At 35.2% G+C, this 18538-nt stretch carries 17 protein-coding genes; 14 read left to right on the top strand and 3 right to left on the bottom strand.

Features of this window, described 5'->3' with window-relative positions; genetic code table 11:
• Nucleotides 1-44: 44 nt before the first annotated feature.
• The 6 genes from purH to rodA all read left to right on the top strand — a co-directional run bounded on the left by purH (nucleotide 45) and on the right by rodA (nucleotide 7290).
• The gene (gene purH / locus PXD56_RS12360) at nucleotides 45-1577 is read left to right on the top strand and encodes a bifunctional phosphoribosylaminoimidazolecarboxamide formyltransferase/IMP cyclohydrolase (protein ID WP_276493654.1); all 1533 of its coding nucleotides are present in this window, start codon (nucleotides 45-47) and stop codon (nucleotides 1575-1577) included.
• A gap of 56 nt (nucleotides 1578-1633) precedes the next feature.
• Nucleotides 1634-2662: a rod shape-determining protein gene (locus PXD56_RS12355; protein ID WP_027066022.1), complete on the top strand. Its 1029-nt coding sequence runs from the start codon at nucleotides 1634-1636 to the stop codon at nucleotides 2660-2662.
• Between the two features lie 166 nt (nucleotides 2663-2828).
• Complete coding sequence (gene mreC / locus PXD56_RS12350; protein WP_276493653.1) at nucleotides 2829-3650, top strand: rod shape-determining protein MreC; 822 nt, start codon at nucleotides 2829-2831, stop codon at nucleotides 3648-3650.
• Nucleotides 3643-4152: a rod shape-determining protein MreD gene (gene mreD, locus PXD56_RS12345; RefSeq protein WP_276493652.1), complete on the top strand. Its 510-nt coding sequence runs from the start codon at nucleotides 3643-3645 to the stop codon at nucleotides 4150-4152. Before mreC ends, mreD begins: the two co-directional genes overlap by 8 nt.
• A complete protein-coding gene (mrdA, locus tag PXD56_RS12340; protein ID WP_276493651.1) occupies nucleotides 4149-6017 on the top strand; it encodes a penicillin-binding protein 2 in 1869 nt (622 codons plus the stop codon). Before mreD ends, mrdA begins: the two co-directional genes overlap by 4 nt.
• Nucleotides 6007-7290: a rod shape-determining protein RodA gene (gene rodA / locus PXD56_RS12335; protein WP_276493650.1), complete on the top strand. Its 1284-nt coding sequence runs from the start codon at nucleotides 6007-6009 to the stop codon at nucleotides 7288-7290. The genes mrdA and rodA overlap by 11 nt, the downstream gene beginning before the upstream one ends.
• Here rodA and PXD56_RS12330 read toward each other — a convergent pair.
• A complete protein-coding gene (locus PXD56_RS12330; RefSeq protein ID WP_276493649.1) occupies nucleotides 7287-8099 on the bottom strand; it encodes a DNA/RNA non-specific endonuclease in 813 nt (270 codons plus the stop codon). The genes rodA and PXD56_RS12330 overlap by 4 nt on opposite strands.
• Nucleotides 8100-8188: 89 nt before the next feature.
• Here PXD56_RS12330 and msrB point away from each other — a divergent pair, with 89 nt between their 5' ends.
• The 3 genes from msrB (at nucleotide 8189) to PXD56_RS12315 (ending at nucleotide 9719) form a co-directional block, all read left to right on the top strand.
• Complete coding sequence (gene msrB, locus PXD56_RS12325) at nucleotides 8189-8647, top strand: peptide-methionine (R)-S-oxide reductase MsrB (protein ID WP_276493872.1); 459 nt, start codon at nucleotides 8189-8191, stop codon at nucleotides 8645-8647.
• Nucleotides 8640-9182: a peptide-methionine (S)-S-oxide reductase MsrA gene (gene msrA, locus PXD56_RS12320; protein WP_276493648.1), complete on the top strand. Its 543-nt coding sequence runs from the start codon at nucleotides 8640-8642 to the stop codon at nucleotides 9180-9182. Before msrB ends, msrA begins: the two co-directional genes overlap by 8 nt.
• A 129-nt stretch (nucleotides 9183-9311) precedes the next feature.
• Nucleotides 9312-9719 carry a DoxX family protein gene (locus tag PXD56_RS12315; protein WP_276493647.1) on the top strand — a complete coding sequence of 136 codons (408 nt, stop codon included), beginning with the start codon at nucleotides 9312-9314 and terminating at the stop codon, nucleotides 9717-9719.
• Nucleotides 9720-9788: 69 nt separating this feature from the next.
• On the opposite strand, the gene PXD56_RS12310 is transcribed toward PXD56_RS12315, so the two are convergent.
• Nucleotides 9789-11918, bottom strand: coding sequence for a carboxy terminal-processing peptidase (locus PXD56_RS12310; RefSeq protein WP_276493646.1), 2130 nt, complete (start codon nucleotides 11916-11918; stop codon nucleotides 9789-9791).
• Nucleotides 11919-12109: 191 nt separating this feature from the next.
• Between PXD56_RS12310 and surE the strand changes: the two genes are divergently transcribed.
• The 5 genes from surE (at nucleotide 12110) to PXD56_RS12285 (ending at nucleotide 16983) form a co-directional block, all read left to right on the top strand.
• Nucleotides 12110-12886 carry a 5'/3'-nucleotidase SurE gene (gene surE, locus PXD56_RS12305; RefSeq protein ID WP_276493645.1) on the top strand — a complete coding sequence of 259 codons (777 nt, stop codon included), beginning with the start codon at nucleotides 12110-12112 and terminating at the stop codon, nucleotides 12884-12886.
• A 43-nt stretch (nucleotides 12887-12929) separates the two neighbouring features.
• Nucleotides 12930-13214: a hypothetical protein gene (locus PXD56_RS12300; RefSeq protein ID WP_276493644.1), complete on the top strand. Its 285-nt coding sequence runs from the start codon at nucleotides 12930-12932 to the stop codon at nucleotides 13212-13214.
• Nucleotide 13215: 1 nt separating this feature from the next.
• A complete protein-coding gene (gene lpxB, locus PXD56_RS12295) occupies nucleotides 13216-14337 on the top strand; it encodes a lipid-A-disaccharide synthase (protein ID WP_276493643.1) in 1122 nt (373 codons plus the stop codon).
• Nucleotides 14338-14405: 68 nt separating this feature from the next.
• On the top strand, nucleotides 14406-14969 hold the full coding sequence (locus PXD56_RS12290; RefSeq protein WP_276493642.1) for a C40 family peptidase: 564 nt from the start codon (nucleotides 14406-14408) through the stop codon (nucleotides 14967-14969).
• A gap of 1 nt (nucleotide 14970) precedes the next feature.
• On the top strand, nucleotides 14971-16983 hold the full coding sequence (locus PXD56_RS12285) for a ComEC/Rec2 family competence protein (RefSeq protein ID WP_276493641.1): 2013 nt from the start codon (nucleotides 14971-14973) through the stop codon (nucleotides 16981-16983).
• A 7-nt stretch (nucleotides 16984-16990) separates the two neighbouring features.
• Here the strand turns inward: PXD56_RS12285 and PXD56_RS12280 are convergent, their stop codons facing one another.
• Nucleotides 16991-18523, bottom strand: a complete 1533-nt coding sequence (locus tag PXD56_RS12280) for a peptide MFS transporter (protein WP_276493640.1) — start codon at nucleotides 18521-18523, stop codon at nucleotides 16991-16993.
• Nucleotides 18524-18538: the final 15 nt, after the last annotated feature.

The following is an 18538-nucleotide window of genomic DNA, read 5'->3' as shown; positions in this document are numbered from 1 at the left end:
AAATTACTTTTGCTTGCTTATTAAAAACATTTAAGCATCATACAATGAGCAGTGTAAAAAAAGCATCTTCAGCCTTAATTTCAGTTTTTCATAAAGACGGATTAGAGCCAATAGTAAGAAAATTTCAAGAATTAGGAATCACTATTTACTCCACCGGAGGAACCGAAAAATTCATAACTGATTTAGGGATCGACGTGGTTCCTGTAGAAGATGTTACTAGCTACCCTTCTATTTTAGGAGGAAGAGTAAAAACTTTACACCCAAAAGTATTTGGCGGTATTTTAAACAGACAGGACAACGAAAGCGATGTTGCCCAATTAGCTGAATTTGAAATTCCACAAATAGATATCGTTATTGTTGATTTATATCCTTTTGAAAAAACGGTTGCTAGTGGTGCTTCTGAACAAGATATTATTGAAAAAATCGATATAGGCGGAATCTCTCTTATTCGTGCCGCAGCCAAAAACTTTAAAGATGTTACCTGTGTTTCTTCAATGGAAGACTATGCAGATTTTCTTGAAGTTATATCTGCAGACAACGGTAATATTAGCCTTGAAGACAGAAAACGTTTTGCAGCAAAGTCTTTTAACGTTTCTTCTCATTATGACACTGCTATTTTCAACTACTTCAACAAAAATCATGAATTAGCTGCTTTAAAAGTAAGCGAAACTCAAGGCAAAGTTTTACGTTACGGAGAAAATCCACACCAAAAAGGATTTTTCTTTGGAGATTTTGACGCTATGTTCTCAAAATTACACGGTAAAGAACTATCATACAACAATTTATTAGATGTTGATGCTGCCGTTAACTTAATGTTAGAATTTAAAAATGATGCTCCCACTTTTGCTATTCTAAAACACAACAATGCTTGTGGTTTAGCACAAAGAGAAACTTTACACCAAGCTTATGTTGATGCTTTGGCCGGTGATCCTGTTTCTGCTTTTGGTGGAGTTCTAATTAGCAATAAAGAAATCGACATGGCTACCGCAGAAGAAATTCATAAATTATTTTGTGAAGTTGTTATAGCACCTAGTTATAATGCTGAAGCTCTTGAGGTTTTAAAAGGAAAGAAAAATAGAATTATCCTTATACAAAATGAAGTTGAAATGCCAGAGATGCAAGTTAGAACTTGTTTAAACGGTATGCTTCTTCAGGAAAAAGATCATAAAACAGATACAGTTGCCGACCTTACCAATGCAACCAACACAAACCCAACAGATCAAGAATTAGAAGATCTAATTTTTGCATCTAAACTTTGTAAGCATACAAAGTCTAACACTATCGTACTTGCCAAAAACAAACAACTTTGTGCAAGTGGCACTGGGCAGACCAGTAGAGTTGATGCTTTAAACCAAGCAATACACAAAGCGCAAACCTTCAATTTTGACCTTAAAGGAGCGGTTATGGCCAGTGATGCTTTCTTCCCTTTCCCTGATTGTGTGGAGATTGCGGACAAAGCAGGTATCACCAGTGTAATTCAACCGGGCGGATCTATTAAAGACCAATTAAGTGTTGATTATTGCAACGAACACAAAATTTCAATGGTGATGACAGGTACACGTCATTTCAAGCATTAATTTCATTACTTTTGTCGATGAAATACACCCTTTTATCTAAAATTTAAACATCACATATGGGATTTTTTGATTTCTTGACCGAGGAAATAGCTATAGATTTAGGTACAGCTAACACTCTTATCATTCATAATGACAAGGTAGTTGTTGATAGCCCTTCCATCGTTGCCAGAGATAGAATTAGCGGAAAAATCATTGCAGTTGGTAAAGAAGCCAACATGATGCAAGGTAAAACCCATGAGAACATAAAAACAATTAGACCATTGAAAGATGGTGTAATTGCTGATTTTGACGCATCTGAAAAGATGTTGATGATGTTCATCAAGAATATTCCTGCACTAAAGAAAAAATGGTTTCCACCAGCATTGCGTTTGGTTATCTGTATACCTTCTGGTATTACAGAAGTTGAAATGCGTGCGGTAAAGGAATCTGCAGAACGTGTTAACGGTAAAGAGGTGTATCTTATTCACGAACCAATGGCCGCAGCTATTGGTATTGGTTTAGACATTATGCAACCAAAAGGAAACATGATCGTTGATATAGGTGGTGGTACTACTGAAATTGCCGTTATAGCATTAGGTGGTATCGTTTGTGATAAATCTGTAAAGATTGCAGGTGATGTATTTACAAATGACATTATTTATTACATGCGTACTCAGCACAACTTATATGTTGGCGAGAGTACAGCTGAAGCAATTAAAATTGAAATAGGTTCCGCAACAGAAGATTTACAATCTCCACCAGATGAAAAATCTGTACAAGGGCGTGATTTGTTAACAGGAAAACCAAAACAAGTTCAAATATCTTATAGAGAAATAGCGAAGGCTTTAGATAAATCTATTCTGCGTGTTGAAGATGCGGTTATGGAAACATTATCTCAAACTCCCCCAGAATTAGCTGCCGATATTTATAATACAGGTATCTATCTTGCAGGTGGTGGTTCTATGTTACGCGGATTGGACAGAAGGTTGTCTCAAAAAACCGACTTACCAGTTTACATTGCTGAAGATCCATTACGCGCCGTAGTACGTGGTACCGGTATTGCACTTAAAAACTTAGAACGCTACAAGAGCATATTAATTAAGTAAGAAGCTTTTTTTAACGAACGGCTTCTTACTTAATATTGATAGCCTTGGATAAAATTCAAGAGCCATTTATTAATAATTATCGATAGAATTACTGGGCTAGTCTCAAAAAAAATTATCTAAAGGCGGCTTGTTAAAACACTATTATCGAGTAAAAATATAGGGGTGAATGCAACAGATCATAAATTTTTTAATTAGGTATAAGATATTCTTACTTTACCTTTTTCTATTATTGATTTCCTGCATTTTCACGTTTCAGTCGCACTCGTACCATCAATCTAAATTTTTAAATTCTTCTAACTACATCACCGGAAGTATCTATACATTCTCTGATAACATTACTTCGTATTTTGGATTAAGAGAAGAAAACAACAAACTTGTTGAAGAAAACAAAAGACTTAGAGACAAGTTATTTAACAACTTGGTACTTTCACCGTCACTTATAGATTCAACTTCTGTAAACTATGAAGTCATAAGGGGTCGCGTTATCAATAACAGCTACGCTGATCAGCGTAACTACATCACTATCAATAAAGGTAAAAACGATAGTATTGTCCAAGATATGGGTGTTATTACAGATAAAGGTATTCTTGGTATCGTAGAAAATACTTCAGATAATTTTTCTACCGTACAAAGTATTTTAAGTGATAAATCTAACATCAACGCAAAAATCAAGAACTCAAATCACTTTGGTTCTTTGGTTTGGGAAAATACTACAGATTACAATGTTGTTCAATTAATTGACATCCCAAGATTAGTACCATTAACCATTGGTGATACCATTGTCACTGGAGCCATGAGTAGTATATTCCCGGAGAACATTCCTATTGGTACCATTAAAAGATTTGATTTAGACAATTCTAAAAGTTTCTATTTTATAGATGTAGAACTCTTTAATGACATGACCAATATTGGCTCTATTTATATCATTAAAAATCTAAATCGGACAGAGGTTTTAGAATTAGAAGCAGAAACAGAAGCCAATGATTAACAACACTTCATTTTTAATTGTGCTCAGATTTATTTTGTTGGTACTACTGCAAGTGTTAGTATTCAATAAACTGAATTTCTTTGGCTATATAAATCCGTTGATTTATATTCTTTTCCTGTATTGGTATCCTATCAAACAAAATAGAACTACCTTTATTATTCTATGCTTTTTCTTAGGTCTTTGCGTAGATATTTTTTCAGACACTCTTGCCATAAACGCAGCAGCTACCGTTACCATAGCTTATCTTCGACCAACCATTATGCGTTTTGTCTTTGGTGTTAATTATGAATTTCAAAGTTTTAAGTTAAACAACAGTACAAAGGCACAACAATTCACGTTTTTAGCGTTATTGATTATAATACATCATTTGGTATACTTTACGTTAGAAATTTTCAGTTTTTCAAATAGCCTGTTAATTTTACAAAAAACGATTATAGTAGGTATTTCTACATTGATTTTAGGAATGTTGTTCAGTACGTTATTCAGCAGTAAAAAAGAATGAGAAAAATTCTTTTATCATTAATTATAGTTGTCATCGCAATTACCTTTTTGGGAAGGCTATCCTATTTGCAAATTTTTAGTTTTTCTGCAGAACAAGTTCTAGAGGATCCAGCTATTAAAGCTATCTACGATTATCCTGAAAGAGGTTACATCTACGATCGTAATGGGCATCTTTTAGTAGGTAACGATCCTGCATATGATGTCATGGTTATACCAAGAGAAGTAAAACCATTAGATACTTTAGAATTTTGCGGTTTACTTGGAATTGACAAAGAAAAATTCGTTAAAAAACTTAAAAAAGCAAGGGTATATTCTCCAAGACTACCCTCTGTACTTGTACCTCAACTATCAAAACAAGATTACGCCAAGCTTCAAGAGAAAATGCGTAAATACAAAGGCTTCTATATTCAAAAGAGATCTTTACGTTATTACGACACCCCTAGCGCAGCAAATGTTCTAGGTTACATTAGTGAAGTAAACGAAGGCGATTTAGCAGTCAACAAATATTATGTTCAAGGAGAACTGAAAGGAAGAACAGGTGTTGAACGCTATTACGAAGATTTATTAAGAGGAAGAAAAGGGGTTCAATATATTCAAAAAGATAGATTTAATAGAGATATTGGTCCTTATAAAAATGGGGAATTAGATACCCTACCAGAACAGGGAAAACAAATTAGCATCACTATAGACAAAACGTTACAAGAATATGGCGAGTTATTGATGAACGGAAAAAGAGGTGGGATAGTAGCTATTGAACCGGCAACCGGTGAAATTCTTTCTATGATCTCAGGACCAACATATGACCCGGCACTATTGGTAGGTCGTGAACGTTCTAAAAATTACACAAAACTTTATAACGATACTATAGCGAACCCAACTTGGGATCGTTCTATTCATGCACAACAACCACCTGGATCGCCTTTTAAAACGCTAAATGCCTTAATTGCACTACAGGAAGGTGTACTTGATGTAAACACAACTATTCAATGCTACCACGGATTTTACGTAGGTAAGAAGAAAAGGGGTTGTCACTGTGGTGGCGGTTTACGAAATCTGAACAAAGGAATATCACAGTCATGTAACGCCTACTTTGCTGGAGCGTTCAGAAAAATATATGAGAAATTTGAAACTACCGATGAAGGCATGGATGTTTGGGAAAAACACATGCGTAGTTTTGGTCTAGGTGACTATTTAGGCTACGATTTACCATTCGGGCAAAAAGGACGTATACCTAGTAAAGAATATTATGACAAATGGTACGGCGACAATAGATGGAGCTCTTCTTATATCATCTCTAATTCTATTGGTCAAGGAGAAATATTGGCTACACCTGTACAGCTAGCGAATATGACCGCAGCAATTGCGAATAGAGGCCATTATTTCACCCCTCATATTCTAAAGAAGATCGAAGGAAAAGATATTACCGAACCAAAATTTACCGAAGCTAAGCATACCACTATAGACCCCAAACATTTTGAACCTGTGGTTCAAGGTATGGCAGATGTTTATGTAAGTGGTACGGCAAGATGGTTACAGATACCAGGTATTGAAGTAGCAGGTAAAACAGGTACTGCTGAAAATTTTACTAAAATAGATGGTGTACGTACTCAGTTAACAGACCACTCGGTTTTCGTAGCGTTTGCACCTGTAGACGACCCTAAAATTGCCATTGCCGTATATATTGAAAATGGATATTTTGGATCTAGGTATGCCGGTCATATTGCTACACTTATGATTGAAAAATACCTAAAAGGTGAAATTACTTTAAAGACCCTTGAAAAAAGAATGCTTGAAAAAACTTTAGAAGCAGAATACGCGAAACCCTACAGTGGGGAGGAGTTCAAAATTAACGAGCGTGTCTGGTAGAAGCATCTTAAAAAGAATTGATTGGCTCAGTGTATTTATCTATTTCGCACTGGTATTAATTGGCTGGATCAATATATACTCCAGTACTTTTACAGACGACCAAAGCTCCATTTTTGATATTGGTACGCGTTATGGCAAACAGCTATTCTTTATTGGAGTAAGCCTAGTAAGTATTGTTATTATTATGGCTCTTGAGGTTAATTTTTACGAAAGGTTCTCTAGCCTTTTCTACCTCATTTCCATGGTATCCTTACTTGGGTTGTTTGTTTTTGGAAAAACTATTGCCGGAGCTACATCATGGTACGATTTAGGATTTTTTAATCTACAACCATCGGAGCTGGCCAAAGTTGCCACCGCACTGGCCTTAGCTAAATATCTCAGTGACATACAAACAGATATAAAAAGAAGAAAAGATCAATTATATGCCCTTCTCATAATTCTTGTGCCCGCAATTTTAATTATACCACAACCCGATCCTGGTAGTGCACTGGTTTTTTTTGCGCTGATATTCGTAATTTTTAGAGAAGGTCTACCACTCTATTATTTAGCAATTATCTTGAGTGTCATACTAGTTTTTATTATGACTTTAAAGTTTGGTACCGTGTGGCTAATTATTGGTTTGGCCTTACTCATTATTCTGCTATACGCATTAAAACGTAAAACTTTAAAAATTCCGGTAATACCACTAAGTCTTATCAGCATTGCTATTATTCTGTTTTCTTTATCGGTAAACTTTGTATTTAACAATGTTTTCGAACAAAGACATAGAGATCGCTTTGGCTTATGGCTACGTTTAGAAAAAGATCCAAAAAAACTAGAGCAGATAAGAAAATCTATAGGCTACAATACTTATCAATCTGAAAAGGCAATTGAATCCGGAGGATTCTTTGGTAAAGGATTTTTAGAAGGTACACGTACAAAAGGTGATTTTGTACCTGAACAGGATACAGATTATATTTTTAGTACCGTTGGTGAAGAATGGGGATTTTTAGGAACAGCTACGGTTATCATCCTATTCTCCGTATTGTTCTTACGATTAATATCATTGGCAGAAAGACAAAAAAATGCCTTTGCTAGAATGTATGGTTATGGTGTAATTTCTATATTACTTATCCATTATTTTATTAATATAGGTATGGTGATTGGTATACTACCTACTATAGGAATTCCATTACCTTTCTTTAGTTATGGCGGATCAGGTCTTCTGTTCTTTACTATTCTACTTTTTATCTTCTTAAGGTTAGATACGAACAGATTGAAAGAAAGTTTCTAAAACTTCCAACCTGTAGTATTTTTACTTGACTCAAACGTGCTTTGTTGCTTTTCTGGTAATTCCGCAAAAAAATCAATTCCCGTTTCCTTTTCTATATCATCAATAGAAACCACAAAATTTCGTAGAGACGTAAATTGAGGCTTGTTAGGTATTAGAAAAGACAATGAATATATCTTATCACCTTTTTTACGTGAAATTATTTTGTAGAAAGCATCTGGCACATCCACATCTTCCTGTCCTATCTCTTCTAATCCACTTTCTAACACTCCGCCGGTAAATACAAATAAAGTTCCATATTGCTTTGCCCAGCGTCTCGTTTGCTGTTCTAGATCATTCCAAATACCTGCGTTGAACTCTCTATCTTGCGGACTTATATTACTGGTATAAAATGTTTCATTGTATGCTTGTAACGAAAATCTGCGGTCACCTGCGGGCACTAAATGCCCTCTATCATAACCAGAGCCTTTATAGTTGCGCCAATCTGCAGATTTAGAGGAAACAAAAGGGTCTTCAATAAAATAGGGTCGTTTTCTATCATCATAGGTCAAATGACTTTTGCTCAACGTATAGGCCACCCATTCAGCTTGCTCATAAGGTTCGTTGTATGATAACGTAAAATGCTCGTGCTTTACAATTTCGCCAGTAGTTGAGGACGGCAATAGCTCTTTTGGAAAATCATTAGTGGTAATTTCATCATTACTATTAGAATATGTTGCGGGAGTATAGAAATTTTCAAACAACCAAAAACCTACTATACATACAAGAATTAAAATACTATAAAGAGATCCATTTTTTTTGCGGTATGCCATACGCCAAAATTACCTAATTTTGTAAGATATAAGGCAATTTACCGACCAATAAACCTAGTATTCAAAGTCTAAACAAAAGGAAAATTATGATGTTAACTTGGAAAGATGTAATTCATTTTTCAGTGAATGGTAACCCTGAACCTGATCGTAGAGTTGAAAGAACAGAACAGGAATGGAAAGAGATCCTTACTCCTGAACAGTTTAGAGTTACTAGAAAAAAAGGTACTGAAGCCCCACATTCTGGAGCATTATGTACCGCTCATGAAGCTGGCAAGTACGAATGTGTTTGCTGTGGCACACCATTATTTGATTCTACCATAAAATTCGAATCTGGTACCGGCTGGCCAAGCTTTACTCAACCTATTAAAGAAAATGCCATTAAATACCATAAAGACACTTCTTTTGGTATGGTGCGGGTTGAAGTACTATGCAATACGTGTGATGCGCATTTGGGTCATATATTTCCTGATGGACCAGAACCAAGCGGATTGCGTTATTGTATTAATTCCGAATCTATGCAATTAGAAAAGGAGGCAGCTAATGGCTAACGTTAAATTAGAAGTTGCTACAGTAGGTGGCGGTTGCTTTTGGTGTACCGAGGCGGTATTTCAAGAAGTAAAAGGAATACACAAAGTAGTTTCTGGATATACAGGAGGTAAAGCTCCTGGCAGACCAACATATAGAGAAATATGTTCTGGATTAACAGGACATGCAGAGGTAGTTCAGGTTACTTTTGACCCTACAGTCATTTCTTATGAAGATATTCTAATTATTTTCATGACAACACATGACCCTACTACTTTAAACAGACAGGGTGCAGATGCCGGAACTCAATATCGTTCTGTCATCTATTTTCACAATGGAGAGCAAGAGAAAAAAGCTAAATTAGTTCTGAACGAAATGCAAACGGTCTACGAAGACCCAATTGTTACCGAGTTAAGTCCTTTAGGTATTTTTTACGATGCCGAAGAATATCACCAAGACTACTATAAGAATAATTCTGAACAAGGGTATTGTCAGGTAGTTATTAACCCGAAGTTGGCAAAACTTAGAAAGTTACATGCCGACAAACTTTCAAGATAAAAGCATTTACAGCTTACCCAAAGAGGTATTCTACTAAACTACAGCAATTTACTGTTCACCTATGAAAACTTAAAAATTTCCATAGGTGATTTTACTTTTGAGGCATAATAACATTAAAACCTACTTATTATGAATTCTCAAAAATCTTTTTATTATATCGCTTTAGGGCTTTTTGCTACTGCCGTTATTGGATCAATTATTAATTCAGTTATTAACTATGATGTAGTTGCCGAAACATTTACAAAACTTGGTTACCCAGTATATTTGATTCATATTCTTGGCGTATTTCAATTCATCGGACTCGTAATGATTATTTTCAACAAATCTCATTGGGCATTAGAATGGACCTACGCCGGTTTCTTTTTAAATTATAGCTTAGGAGCCATTGCTCATTTAGCCGTAAAAGATGGTAACGGTGCTTCTGCTGTAGTGTGTATCGTATTATTAATTGTAACATATATACAAAGTAGAAAAATACGCAATGCCAATAATGAATTAGCAGAATTTGGAAAGCCTAAACATGCTAAGTTTGTCTAAAAACTAAGAACATAAAAAAAGCCGCTACATTTTTCAATGTAGCGGCTTTATATTTTTATAAGTCTTTGCTTAATTCTTTACACTAGCAAGTTTACCGTTCTTAATATTATTCATCTTTAAGTCTTCTAAAACATTTACGGCTTCTTCAACATAAACATCTTTGGCTAAATTCTTATGCCATCTATTACGCTTTTCACGCAATACAGAATCTTTAGTAAACAATTGCTCTTCATAACCTAACGATTTAAATGTTAGCTTAGAATCATAATCTGTTAAGGTTTTAAAGTAGTTAGACTGCTCTTTATCCTTATTCTTTTCTTCTTTATATGTTTCAAAGTTTAAAGAAATTTCAGTTTCATCCTGCTCGGCTTTTAACCACTTTGCATTCTCCTCAATTAATTTTATTTGTTGACTGGTCGCCATTCTCTTTTTACTATCGGCAACTGTCTTCTCATAATTGATATAACCTTCCCATGGCTCATAGTCTGCAGGAGTAATCTTATCCCACCCTAATGGGTTAGATTGATCTCTTTCCCCTAAATCAATATAACTATACCTGTCTGGAACTACAATATCACTCTTAACACCTTCTAACTGCGTAGAACCACCATTAATTCTATAGAATTTCTGGGTAGTAATTTTAATTGCGCCTAAATCTCCGTGCTCGTTACTACGCAACATATTATTTAAAGGAATAACGTTTTGCACCGTTCCCTTACCAAATGTTTGCTTGCTACCTATTACAATTGCTCTTTTATAATCTTGCATTGCAGCAGCTAAAATCTCAGAAGCAGAAGCAGATAATTCGTTTACAAGAATCACCAAAGGACCATCCCATTGAATTCTTTCATCTTTATCATCATATACATCTTTGCCTTTATCTTTAGATTGTACTTGAACGATAGGACCATCTTCTATAAATAAACCTGCCATTTCAACAACAGTTTTTAAAGATCCACCACCATTATCACGCAAATCAAGAATAAGACCTTCCATGCCTTCTTCCTTTAAGCGCTCTACTTCTTTAGCAACATCAGTTGCTGCGTTTCTTTCGCTATAATCATTGAAATCAACATAGAATTTTGGAAGATTAATAATTCCGAATTTTTCATCGCCTTTAATAATGTTGGCAGATTTAGCATATGACTCTTCTAATTCTACAACGTCTCTCGTTAAAGAAACAACATCTAAAGAACCATCTACTTTTCTAACGGTCAAATCTACAATAGTACCTTGAGCGCCTTTTATCAGCTTAATGGCATCGTCTAAACGCATACCTACAATATTAATAGGCTCTTCTCCATTCTGACCAACTTTAATAATTTCATCACCAACTTCTAATCGTTGATCTCTCCAAACCGGTCCACCAGAAATAATCTCTACAATTTTTGCGCCTTCAGATTTTTTCTGAAGTCTTGCACCAATTCCTTCAAATTTACCCGACATACTTGTATCAAACTTCTCCTTTTCCTCTGGAGCAAAATAGAATGTGTGTGGATCAAATTCATCAACAATAGTATTTATGTATTGTACAAACCAATCTTTACGCTCTAAATCACCAACAAAATCAAAAAACTCATCCAAAGTAGTTTCTGTTGATTTTCTAGAAGCTTCTTCAGCTTCTTTTGGTGTTTTTATTTCATCCTTTTCATTTTCAACTTCTTCCTTCCCTATTTTAGAAACCTTAGAATCATACGTACCTAAAGTTGCATATTTCAACTGCTTTCTCCAACGCTCTTTTAATTCTTCTCTATTTGCAGCAAAAGGTTCTTCATCATATTTAATACTGATGCTTTCATTCTCTGAATAATCAAAAGGAGCTTCTAATACTTCTTTATAAATGCCTTTCGCATCGTCCATACGTTCCATCAATCTTTCATAAACTATATTAAAGAAAGTGATATCCGTATTTTTTATTTCATCATCTATCTGATACTTGTACTTTTCAAACTCAGCAATATCAGATGCTATAAAATATCTTTTAGTAGGATCTATTACGTCAATAAAATCTTCAAACACATGTACAGAAAAATCATCGTTAAGCGCTTTTGGCTCATAATGCCCTTTTTCCAATACGTAGGTTATTAAATCTAACAACAACTTATCCTTGTCGTCATTTTCAAAACTTTTATTTGTAAAACTGCACGATGCTACTGCTGCAAGCATCAATAACAGTACGTAGGCTAAATTTCTTTTCATAAAATTATCTTTTACTTTCCTTTTCAATATCTTCGAATTTGAGGTTTGTAAGCAACTGTAAATGCTACCTAAACCTCTAAGGTAAAGAAAAAACCATGCCATTTAAATCAGTTGAGAACTAATTTTTTGTTAAACGGCATTTCGAACATATCATATTTAAAAACGTATTTTTACTACAGAAAGTATGCGCTATGAAAAAACCTTTGATTTTAGTTACAAATGATGACGGAATTACCGCACCAGGATTGCGTATGCTTATCTCCGTAATGAAGAAAATAGGCGATGTAGTGGTGGTTGCGCCAGATAGTCCGCAATCTGGTATGGGTCATGCCATAACGTTGGATACCGCTCTTTTTTCAAAAAAAATGAAAATTGATCTTGACCAAGACGGTATTGACGAATACAGTTGTAGCGGCACCCCTGCTGACTGTGTAAAATTAGCGCTTCAAGAAATACTACCCAAAAGACCTGATATCTGTGTAAGCGGTATCAACCATGGCTCTAACTCATCTATCAACGTAATTTACTCTGGTACAATGAGCGCGGCTGTTGAAGCTGGTATAGAAGGAATACCTGCCATAGGTTTTTCTTTATGCGATTATAGCTGGAATGCTGATTTTTCTCAAGCTCAAGATTTTATTCACGACATAGTCACCCAAGCTTTAGAAAACGGAATACCGAAAGGCACCGTCTTAAATGTCAACATACCCAAGCTCACAAAAAACGAGCTAAAAGGCATTAAAATTTGTAGACAGGCAAAAGCTAATTGGAAAGAGAAATTTGACAAGCGTACCAACCCAATGGGTAAAGATTATTATTGGTTAACAGGTGAGTTCGAATTATTGGATAAAGGCGAAGATACTGACGAATGGGCACTAGCCAACGGTTATATTTCAGTTGTCCCTACCCAATTCGATTTAACTGCCCACCACGTTATACAAGAATTGAACACCTGGGATTTTAAATAATTTCCAAAACTTAGATTAAATTATATAGTACAATTATTTTCAGATGAATACCAAAAAAGAAGTTCTAATAGGTTTTATAGTAGGCATTATAGCTAATGCAATTGGTACTTTATTGTACATTTTAATATTCTCAGATTTGAGTATTGTAGAAACTTTTGAGGCCGCCGTAAGACAAGAACATGTTGGTAGTCTATTGGCATTAGGTGCCATACTTAACTTAGTTGCGTTCTTTGGTTTTCTAAGAATAAAAAGGGACAATAGAGCAAAAGGAGTTCTAATTGCAACTATTATAACCGCATTCGTAATTCTGTATTACAAAGTTTTTTAAAATGAAGTACTATATCATTGCAGGTGAAGCCTCTGGCGATCTTCATGGCTCTAACTTAATCAAAGCCTTAATACAGCAAGATCAAGATTCCCAAATTAGATGTTGGGGCGGTGACTTAATGCAACAGGCCGGCGGAACTTTGGCCAAACATTACAAAGAATTAGCGTTCATGGGGTTCATTGAAGTGATTCTAAACCTGAATGCCATTTTCAAAAACATAAAATATTGTAAGCAAGATATTGCAGCGTTCAACCCCGATGCTATTATTTTCATTGACTATTCTGGCTTTAATTTGCGAATTGCCAAGTGGGCAAAAGAAAACAACTTTTTGACCAATTACTACATTTCTCCTCAAATCTGGGCATCTAGAGAAGGTAGAATCGAAAAGATAAAAGCGACCGTTGATCACATGTATGTGATACTGCCTTTTGAGAAAGAATTTTACGAAAAGAAACACAATTACCCAGTCAACTTTGTAGGACACCCTTTATTAGATGCCATTGCCAACAGACCAGAATTAAACGAGAGCTTATTCAGGTCCAATAACGGCATAGACCCTAACAAACCAATTATAGCTTTATTACCAGGTAGTCGTAAACAAGAGGTTCAAAAAATGTTGTCTCTTATGTTATCATTGACCAATGACTTTTCTAACTATGAATTTGTCATTGCAGGCGCACCAAGTTTAGACAAAGAATTTTACGCTGAATTCCTTACCAATGCGAATGTAAAATTCATTCAAAATAAAACTTACGACTTGCTATCCATATCTACTGCTGCCTTAGTTACCAGTGGTACAGCTACTTTAGAAACCGCATTATTTAAAGTACCGCAAGTAGTTTGTTATAAAGCAAATTGGATTTCGTACCAAATTGCCAAGCGTATCATCACCTTAGAATACATTTCTTTGGTCAACTTGATAATGCAAAAAGAGGTTGTAAAAGAATTAATTCAAGATGATTTTACTAAACAGAATCTAAAAAAAGAATTAAACTTAATTTTAGATGGAGAAGCTAGAACAAAACAATTAGCATCTTATGATGAACTCATTGCAAAGCTAGGCGGATCTGGCGCTAGTGCCCAAGCTGCTTCATTAATCATTGCAAATGCCAAAATTTCATAGGTTTATCCATTTTAAAAAATAATTCTATAATTTTGGAGTTACACGTACTACACGGTACATTCTATTTTATGCGCATACTACCATTCTTTCTTGTTATTTGTTTTTTAACCAGTTGCGGAGCTAAAAAGACAACCACATCTGACAAAGAGCGTAAAATTTCTGTTGCAGCCGCAAACAATGCTAGAACAGGAAATGTAACTACACCTACGAGAACAGAAGAGCGCAGAACAATAACTTCTAATACCAACACAAAGGCAGATGAAATTATCAATACCGCACTTTCATTTTCCGGTACACGATACAAGTTTGGCGGCACCACGAAAAAAGGAATGGATTGCTCTGGATTACTATATGTTTCTTTTGGTGAACACGACGTACAAATTCCAAGAGTTTCTTACAATATGGCAGAAGAAGGCCGTAGAATAGCCGTTAAAAATGTAGAAAAGGGCGACTTGCTATTTTTTAAGACCTCTAGAGGTTCTAAACGTATTAATCATGTTGGTATGGTGGTTGGTACAGATAATAACGAGATTACGTTTATTCACGCATCATCATCACGTGGTGTTACCGTTTCATCCTTAAGAGATGGATTCTGGAACCAAGCATTCGTAAAAGCTACAAGAATATTATAAGATGAAGCTCTTAGCGTTTATTCCTATCAGATTAACGCTTTTACTCATCATTGGAATCTTAATAGGTTACTTTTTTCCATTTAATCTTCAATACCTACTCCTATTTACTGTTTTTCTATTTCTACTACTTGCTGCCATTTTTATATTTGAAAAAAACACAAAATCTGTTTTATTTGGCATTATAGCTGCACTGACCTTCGTGTCATTAGGCACCTATAGCTACACCGCTGCACAACCAATCAATTCCAGTAACCACTACAGCAACTTTACTACTACCCAAAACGAACAATGGATACTTAAAATTAAGGAGGTTTTAAAGCCTAACCCGTACACAACACGTTATTATGCTTCGGTAAAAAGCGTAAATGACAATACGGTTAACGGAACAATACTCCTTACAATCCCCAAAGACACATCTAAACTTCGCTTAGCTATTGATGATGAGCTTATAACTTATTCACAAGTTTTACCTGTAAGCGAACCTTTAAACCCTCATCAATTTAACTATAAAAAGTATTTGGCAAATTTGGGCATATATCACCAAATGAGGATTACCACAAAGCAGTTCATACAAATTGAAAATTCAAATACCAGCTTGAGAGGCTTTGCCGCTAAAACCCGTAACCATATTATCTCAAAATTGAAGCAAGAGAATTTTGGACCTGATGAATTGGGAGTGATACAAGCTTTATTGCTAGGTGAACGCTCTGATATTTCTGAAGAAACATACACAAATTATCAGAAAGCCGGCGCTGTACATATTCTCGCAGTATCTGGTCTACATATAGGTATTTTACTCTTAGTCATTCAATTTTTACTGAGTCCGCTGAAAAATATCCCTAAGGGTAGTACCATAATTCTTATTCTATCCGTACTCTTTTTATGGATTTTCGCCTTCATTGCCGGTTTATCTGCCAGCATAATTCGCGCAACCACCATGTTCACTTTCGTGGCTTACGCACTGTATTTAAATAGACCTCACAATACATTCAACATCTTAGCTCTTTCTATTCTATTTATCTTATTGTTCATTGATCCTAATTTGTTATTTCAAGTGGGATTTCAAATGAGTTATGCGGCTGTTTTCTCCATTCTCTGGATTTTTCCAATTCTTAGAGACCTATGGTTTCCAAAGCACAAGATAGTACGCTATTTTTGGCAATTGCTTTGTGTTAGTATAGCGGCACAATTAGGAGTTTTACCCATTAGCTTGTTCTATTTTCATCAGTTTCCAGGACTTTTCTTTATATCCAATTTAGTCATTGTACCCGCCTTAGGTGTAATTTTAGCTATGGGTATTTTTGTTATTCTCCTTTCAATATTAAACTGGCTCCCCACTCAACTTGTCTGGCTATATAATAAAATAATTGGGCTCATGAACAACATTATAGCTTGGGTGGCTCATCAAGAAAGTTTTATTTTCAGTTCTATATCTTTTGATTTTATTCAGCTATTACTTTCGTTTACAGTGCTTGTCATGGGTATTGAACTATATACCAGGTTCAATTATAAACGTATAATGTTCTTTTCAATCAGTATTCTTAGTTTTCAAGGATATACTATATATCAAGAGCAACAGACTAAAAACATATCAGAAGCCTTGGTACTGCATCAAACTAAACAAACTCTGATTTTGAATAGAAACGGGCATCAATTATCCATCTTATCAAATTCCAAGAACAGACCCGATTATCTAATTTCAGATTATAGAACTGCTGAACGCATAGATTCTGTTCGTTATGATTCTTTAAAAAACAGTTATTCTTTTAAAAATGAATCGTTACTAATTATTGATAGCACGGTAATATATCCAAAGTCAACATATCATAAAATCTTATTGACACAATCACCAAAAATTAATTTAGATAGGCTTATCGATAGTATTCAACCCAATGAAATAATTGCCGATGGCAGCAACTACAAAAGTTATATTGACCGTTGGAAAACTACTTGTATAAAAAATAAAATCCCTTTTCACTATACTGGTGAAAAGGGAGCTTATTATTTTGAGTAATCAGTGACTAATGCACTTTACCCATCAACTTTTTAATAATCGGTGATGCTAAAAGAACAATAGCACCTGCACCTAAGGCATATTTTGCAATCAACATAAAACCGTCTGTATATACGGTCAAAGTAGCAAAACCACTTACATCGCCATCCGTACTTTCTATCGCCAACTGTTTACCGATAAAGCCTACTATCTGAAATGCAAATGCCGATGATAAAAACCAAACACCCATTATAAAGGCAATTAATCTCATTGGTGCTAAATCGGTCATTTTGGACAGCCCTACAGGTGACATAAACAACTCTCCCACTGACAATAAGAAATACATTAATAAAAGATATGTGAATGGAACAAATCCACTTTCATTGGCGCTACCACCACTTAATGCTAAAACATAAAAACTGATACCTGCAAAAAGTAATCCTAATCCAAATTTATACGGAGTTCTAGGGTTCCAGTTTTTCTTGCTTAACCATGTCCACATCATAGAAATAGGAATTGCCAGTATTATGATGAACATAGAATTCAATGAATTGGTTTGTGCCGCAGACATAATACCATCCAAATCAATATTTCTAGCCGCGAACAACGTAATTACACTACCGGACAATTCATGGAAACCCCAGAAAATAGTCATAAAAAATGTAAGTAACACTGCAACAAAAAGCTCTTTTCTCTCTTTTACATTTGCCTTGAACATTTCATAGGCCAAGTATGCAAGAACTGCAATACCAATACCAGTAAATATTATATTGACGATATTCTGATCAGCAAACATACCATCTGTAGCAACCGCTTTATAAGATGATAAAAGAAGAGCAATCAAAGGCGCAGCCAATACAGCTAGAACAGGAACTAAAATACCTTGCTTTACACCAAGCACTTTTTTCTCTAACACATGCTCGTTAGGCGGTAAACCTCTATCTCCAAAAACATTGTTTTGAATACCTCTCCAGAACACAATCAAACCGGTCAACATACCAATACCAGCCAAACCAAAACCATAGTGCCATCCATAGGTTACCGCTAGCCACCCGCATAATAACGGAGCTACCCAACCTCCAATATTAATACCCATGTAGAAAATGGTAAATCCAGAATCTTTTTTAGGGTCACCTTTCTCATACAATGTACCTACGAAAGTGGAAATATTCGGCTTAAAAAAACCGTTACCTACAATGATCAACGATAATGCGAGAAAGAAGGCCATATTGTCTTCTATTGCCAAAACGAAGTGACCAATGGACATTAAAATACCACCTAAAAAGATGGAATTACGCATCCCTAAAATCTTATCGGACAACTTACCGCCGATAACGGTCGATGCATAAACTAAAGATCCGTAAGATGAGTATACAGCTGCTGTTGCGTAATCCCTTTCAGCTAATGCCTTGAAGATTACATCAATCATATAAAGCGTTAGCAGTGCACGCATACCATAAAAGCTAAAACGCTCCCATAGCTCTGCAAAGAATAAATAGAATAAACCCTGCGGGTGTCCAAAAATCTGTTTTTGGTCTGAAAATTCAGTACTTTCAGTCATATTGTTGTTAGTTTG

Origin of the sequence: Maribacter zhoushanensis, from assembly GCF_029350975.1 — a bacterium.
Classification (GTDB): domain Bacteria; phylum Bacteroidota; class Bacteroidia; order Flavobacteriales; family Flavobacteriaceae; genus Maribacter; species Maribacter zhoushanensis.
This window is presented reverse-complemented; position numbering and strand designations above follow the sequence as displayed.

Coding starts and splice junctions, on each gene's coding strand:
- purH (WP_276493654.1), top strand. CDS start 45: ATGAGCAGTGTAAAAAAAGCATCTTCAGCCTTAATTTCAGTTTTTCAT.
- PXD56_RS12355 (WP_027066022.1), top strand. CDS start 1,634: ATGGGATTTTTTGATTTCTTGACCGAGGAAATAGCTATAGATTTAGGT.
- mreC (WP_276493653.1), top strand. CDS start 2,829: ATGCAACAGATCATAAATTTTTTAATTAGGTATAAGATATTCTTACTT.
- mreD (WP_276493652.1), top strand. CDS start 3,643: ATGATTAACAACACTTCATTTTTAATTGTGCTCAGATTTATTTTGTTG.
- mrdA (WP_276493651.1), top strand. CDS start 4,149: ATGAGAAAAATTCTTTTATCATTAATTATAGTTGTCATCGCAATTACC.
- PXD56_RS12330 (WP_276493649.1), bottom strand. CDS start 8,099: ATGGCATACCGCAAAAAAAATGGATCTCTTTATAGTATTTTAATTCTT.
- msrB (WP_276493872.1), top strand. CDS start 8,189: ATGTTAACTTGGAAAGATGTAATTCATTTTTCAGTGAATGGTAACCCT.
- msrA (WP_276493648.1), top strand. CDS start 8,640: ATGGCTAACGTTAAATTAGAAGTTGCTACAGTAGGTGGCGGTTGCTTT.
- PXD56_RS12315 (WP_276493647.1), top strand. CDS start 9,312: ATGAATTCTCAAAAATCTTTTTATTATATCGCTTTAGGGCTTTTTGCT.
- PXD56_RS12310 (WP_276493646.1), bottom strand. CDS start 11,918: ATGAAAAGAAATTTAGCCTACGTACTGTTATTGATGCTTGCAGCAGTA.
- surE (WP_276493645.1), top strand. CDS start 12,110: ATGAAAAAACCTTTGATTTTAGTTACAAATGATGACGGAATTACCGCA.
- PXD56_RS12300 (WP_276493644.1), top strand. CDS start 12,930: ATGAATACCAAAAAAGAAGTTCTAATAGGTTTTATAGTAGGCATTATA.
- lpxB (WP_276493643.1), top strand. CDS start 13,216: ATGAAGTACTATATCATTGCAGGTGAAGCCTCTGGCGATCTTCATGGC.
- PXD56_RS12290 (WP_276493642.1), top strand. CDS start 14,406: ATGCGCATACTACCATTCTTTCTTGTTATTTGTTTTTTAACCAGTTGC.
- PXD56_RS12285 (WP_276493641.1), top strand. CDS start 14,971: ATGAAGCTCTTAGCGTTTATTCCTATCAGATTAACGCTTTTACTCATC.
- PXD56_RS12280 (WP_276493640.1), bottom strand. CDS start 18,523: ATGACTGAAAGTACTGAATTTTCAGACCAAAAACAGATTTTTGGACAC.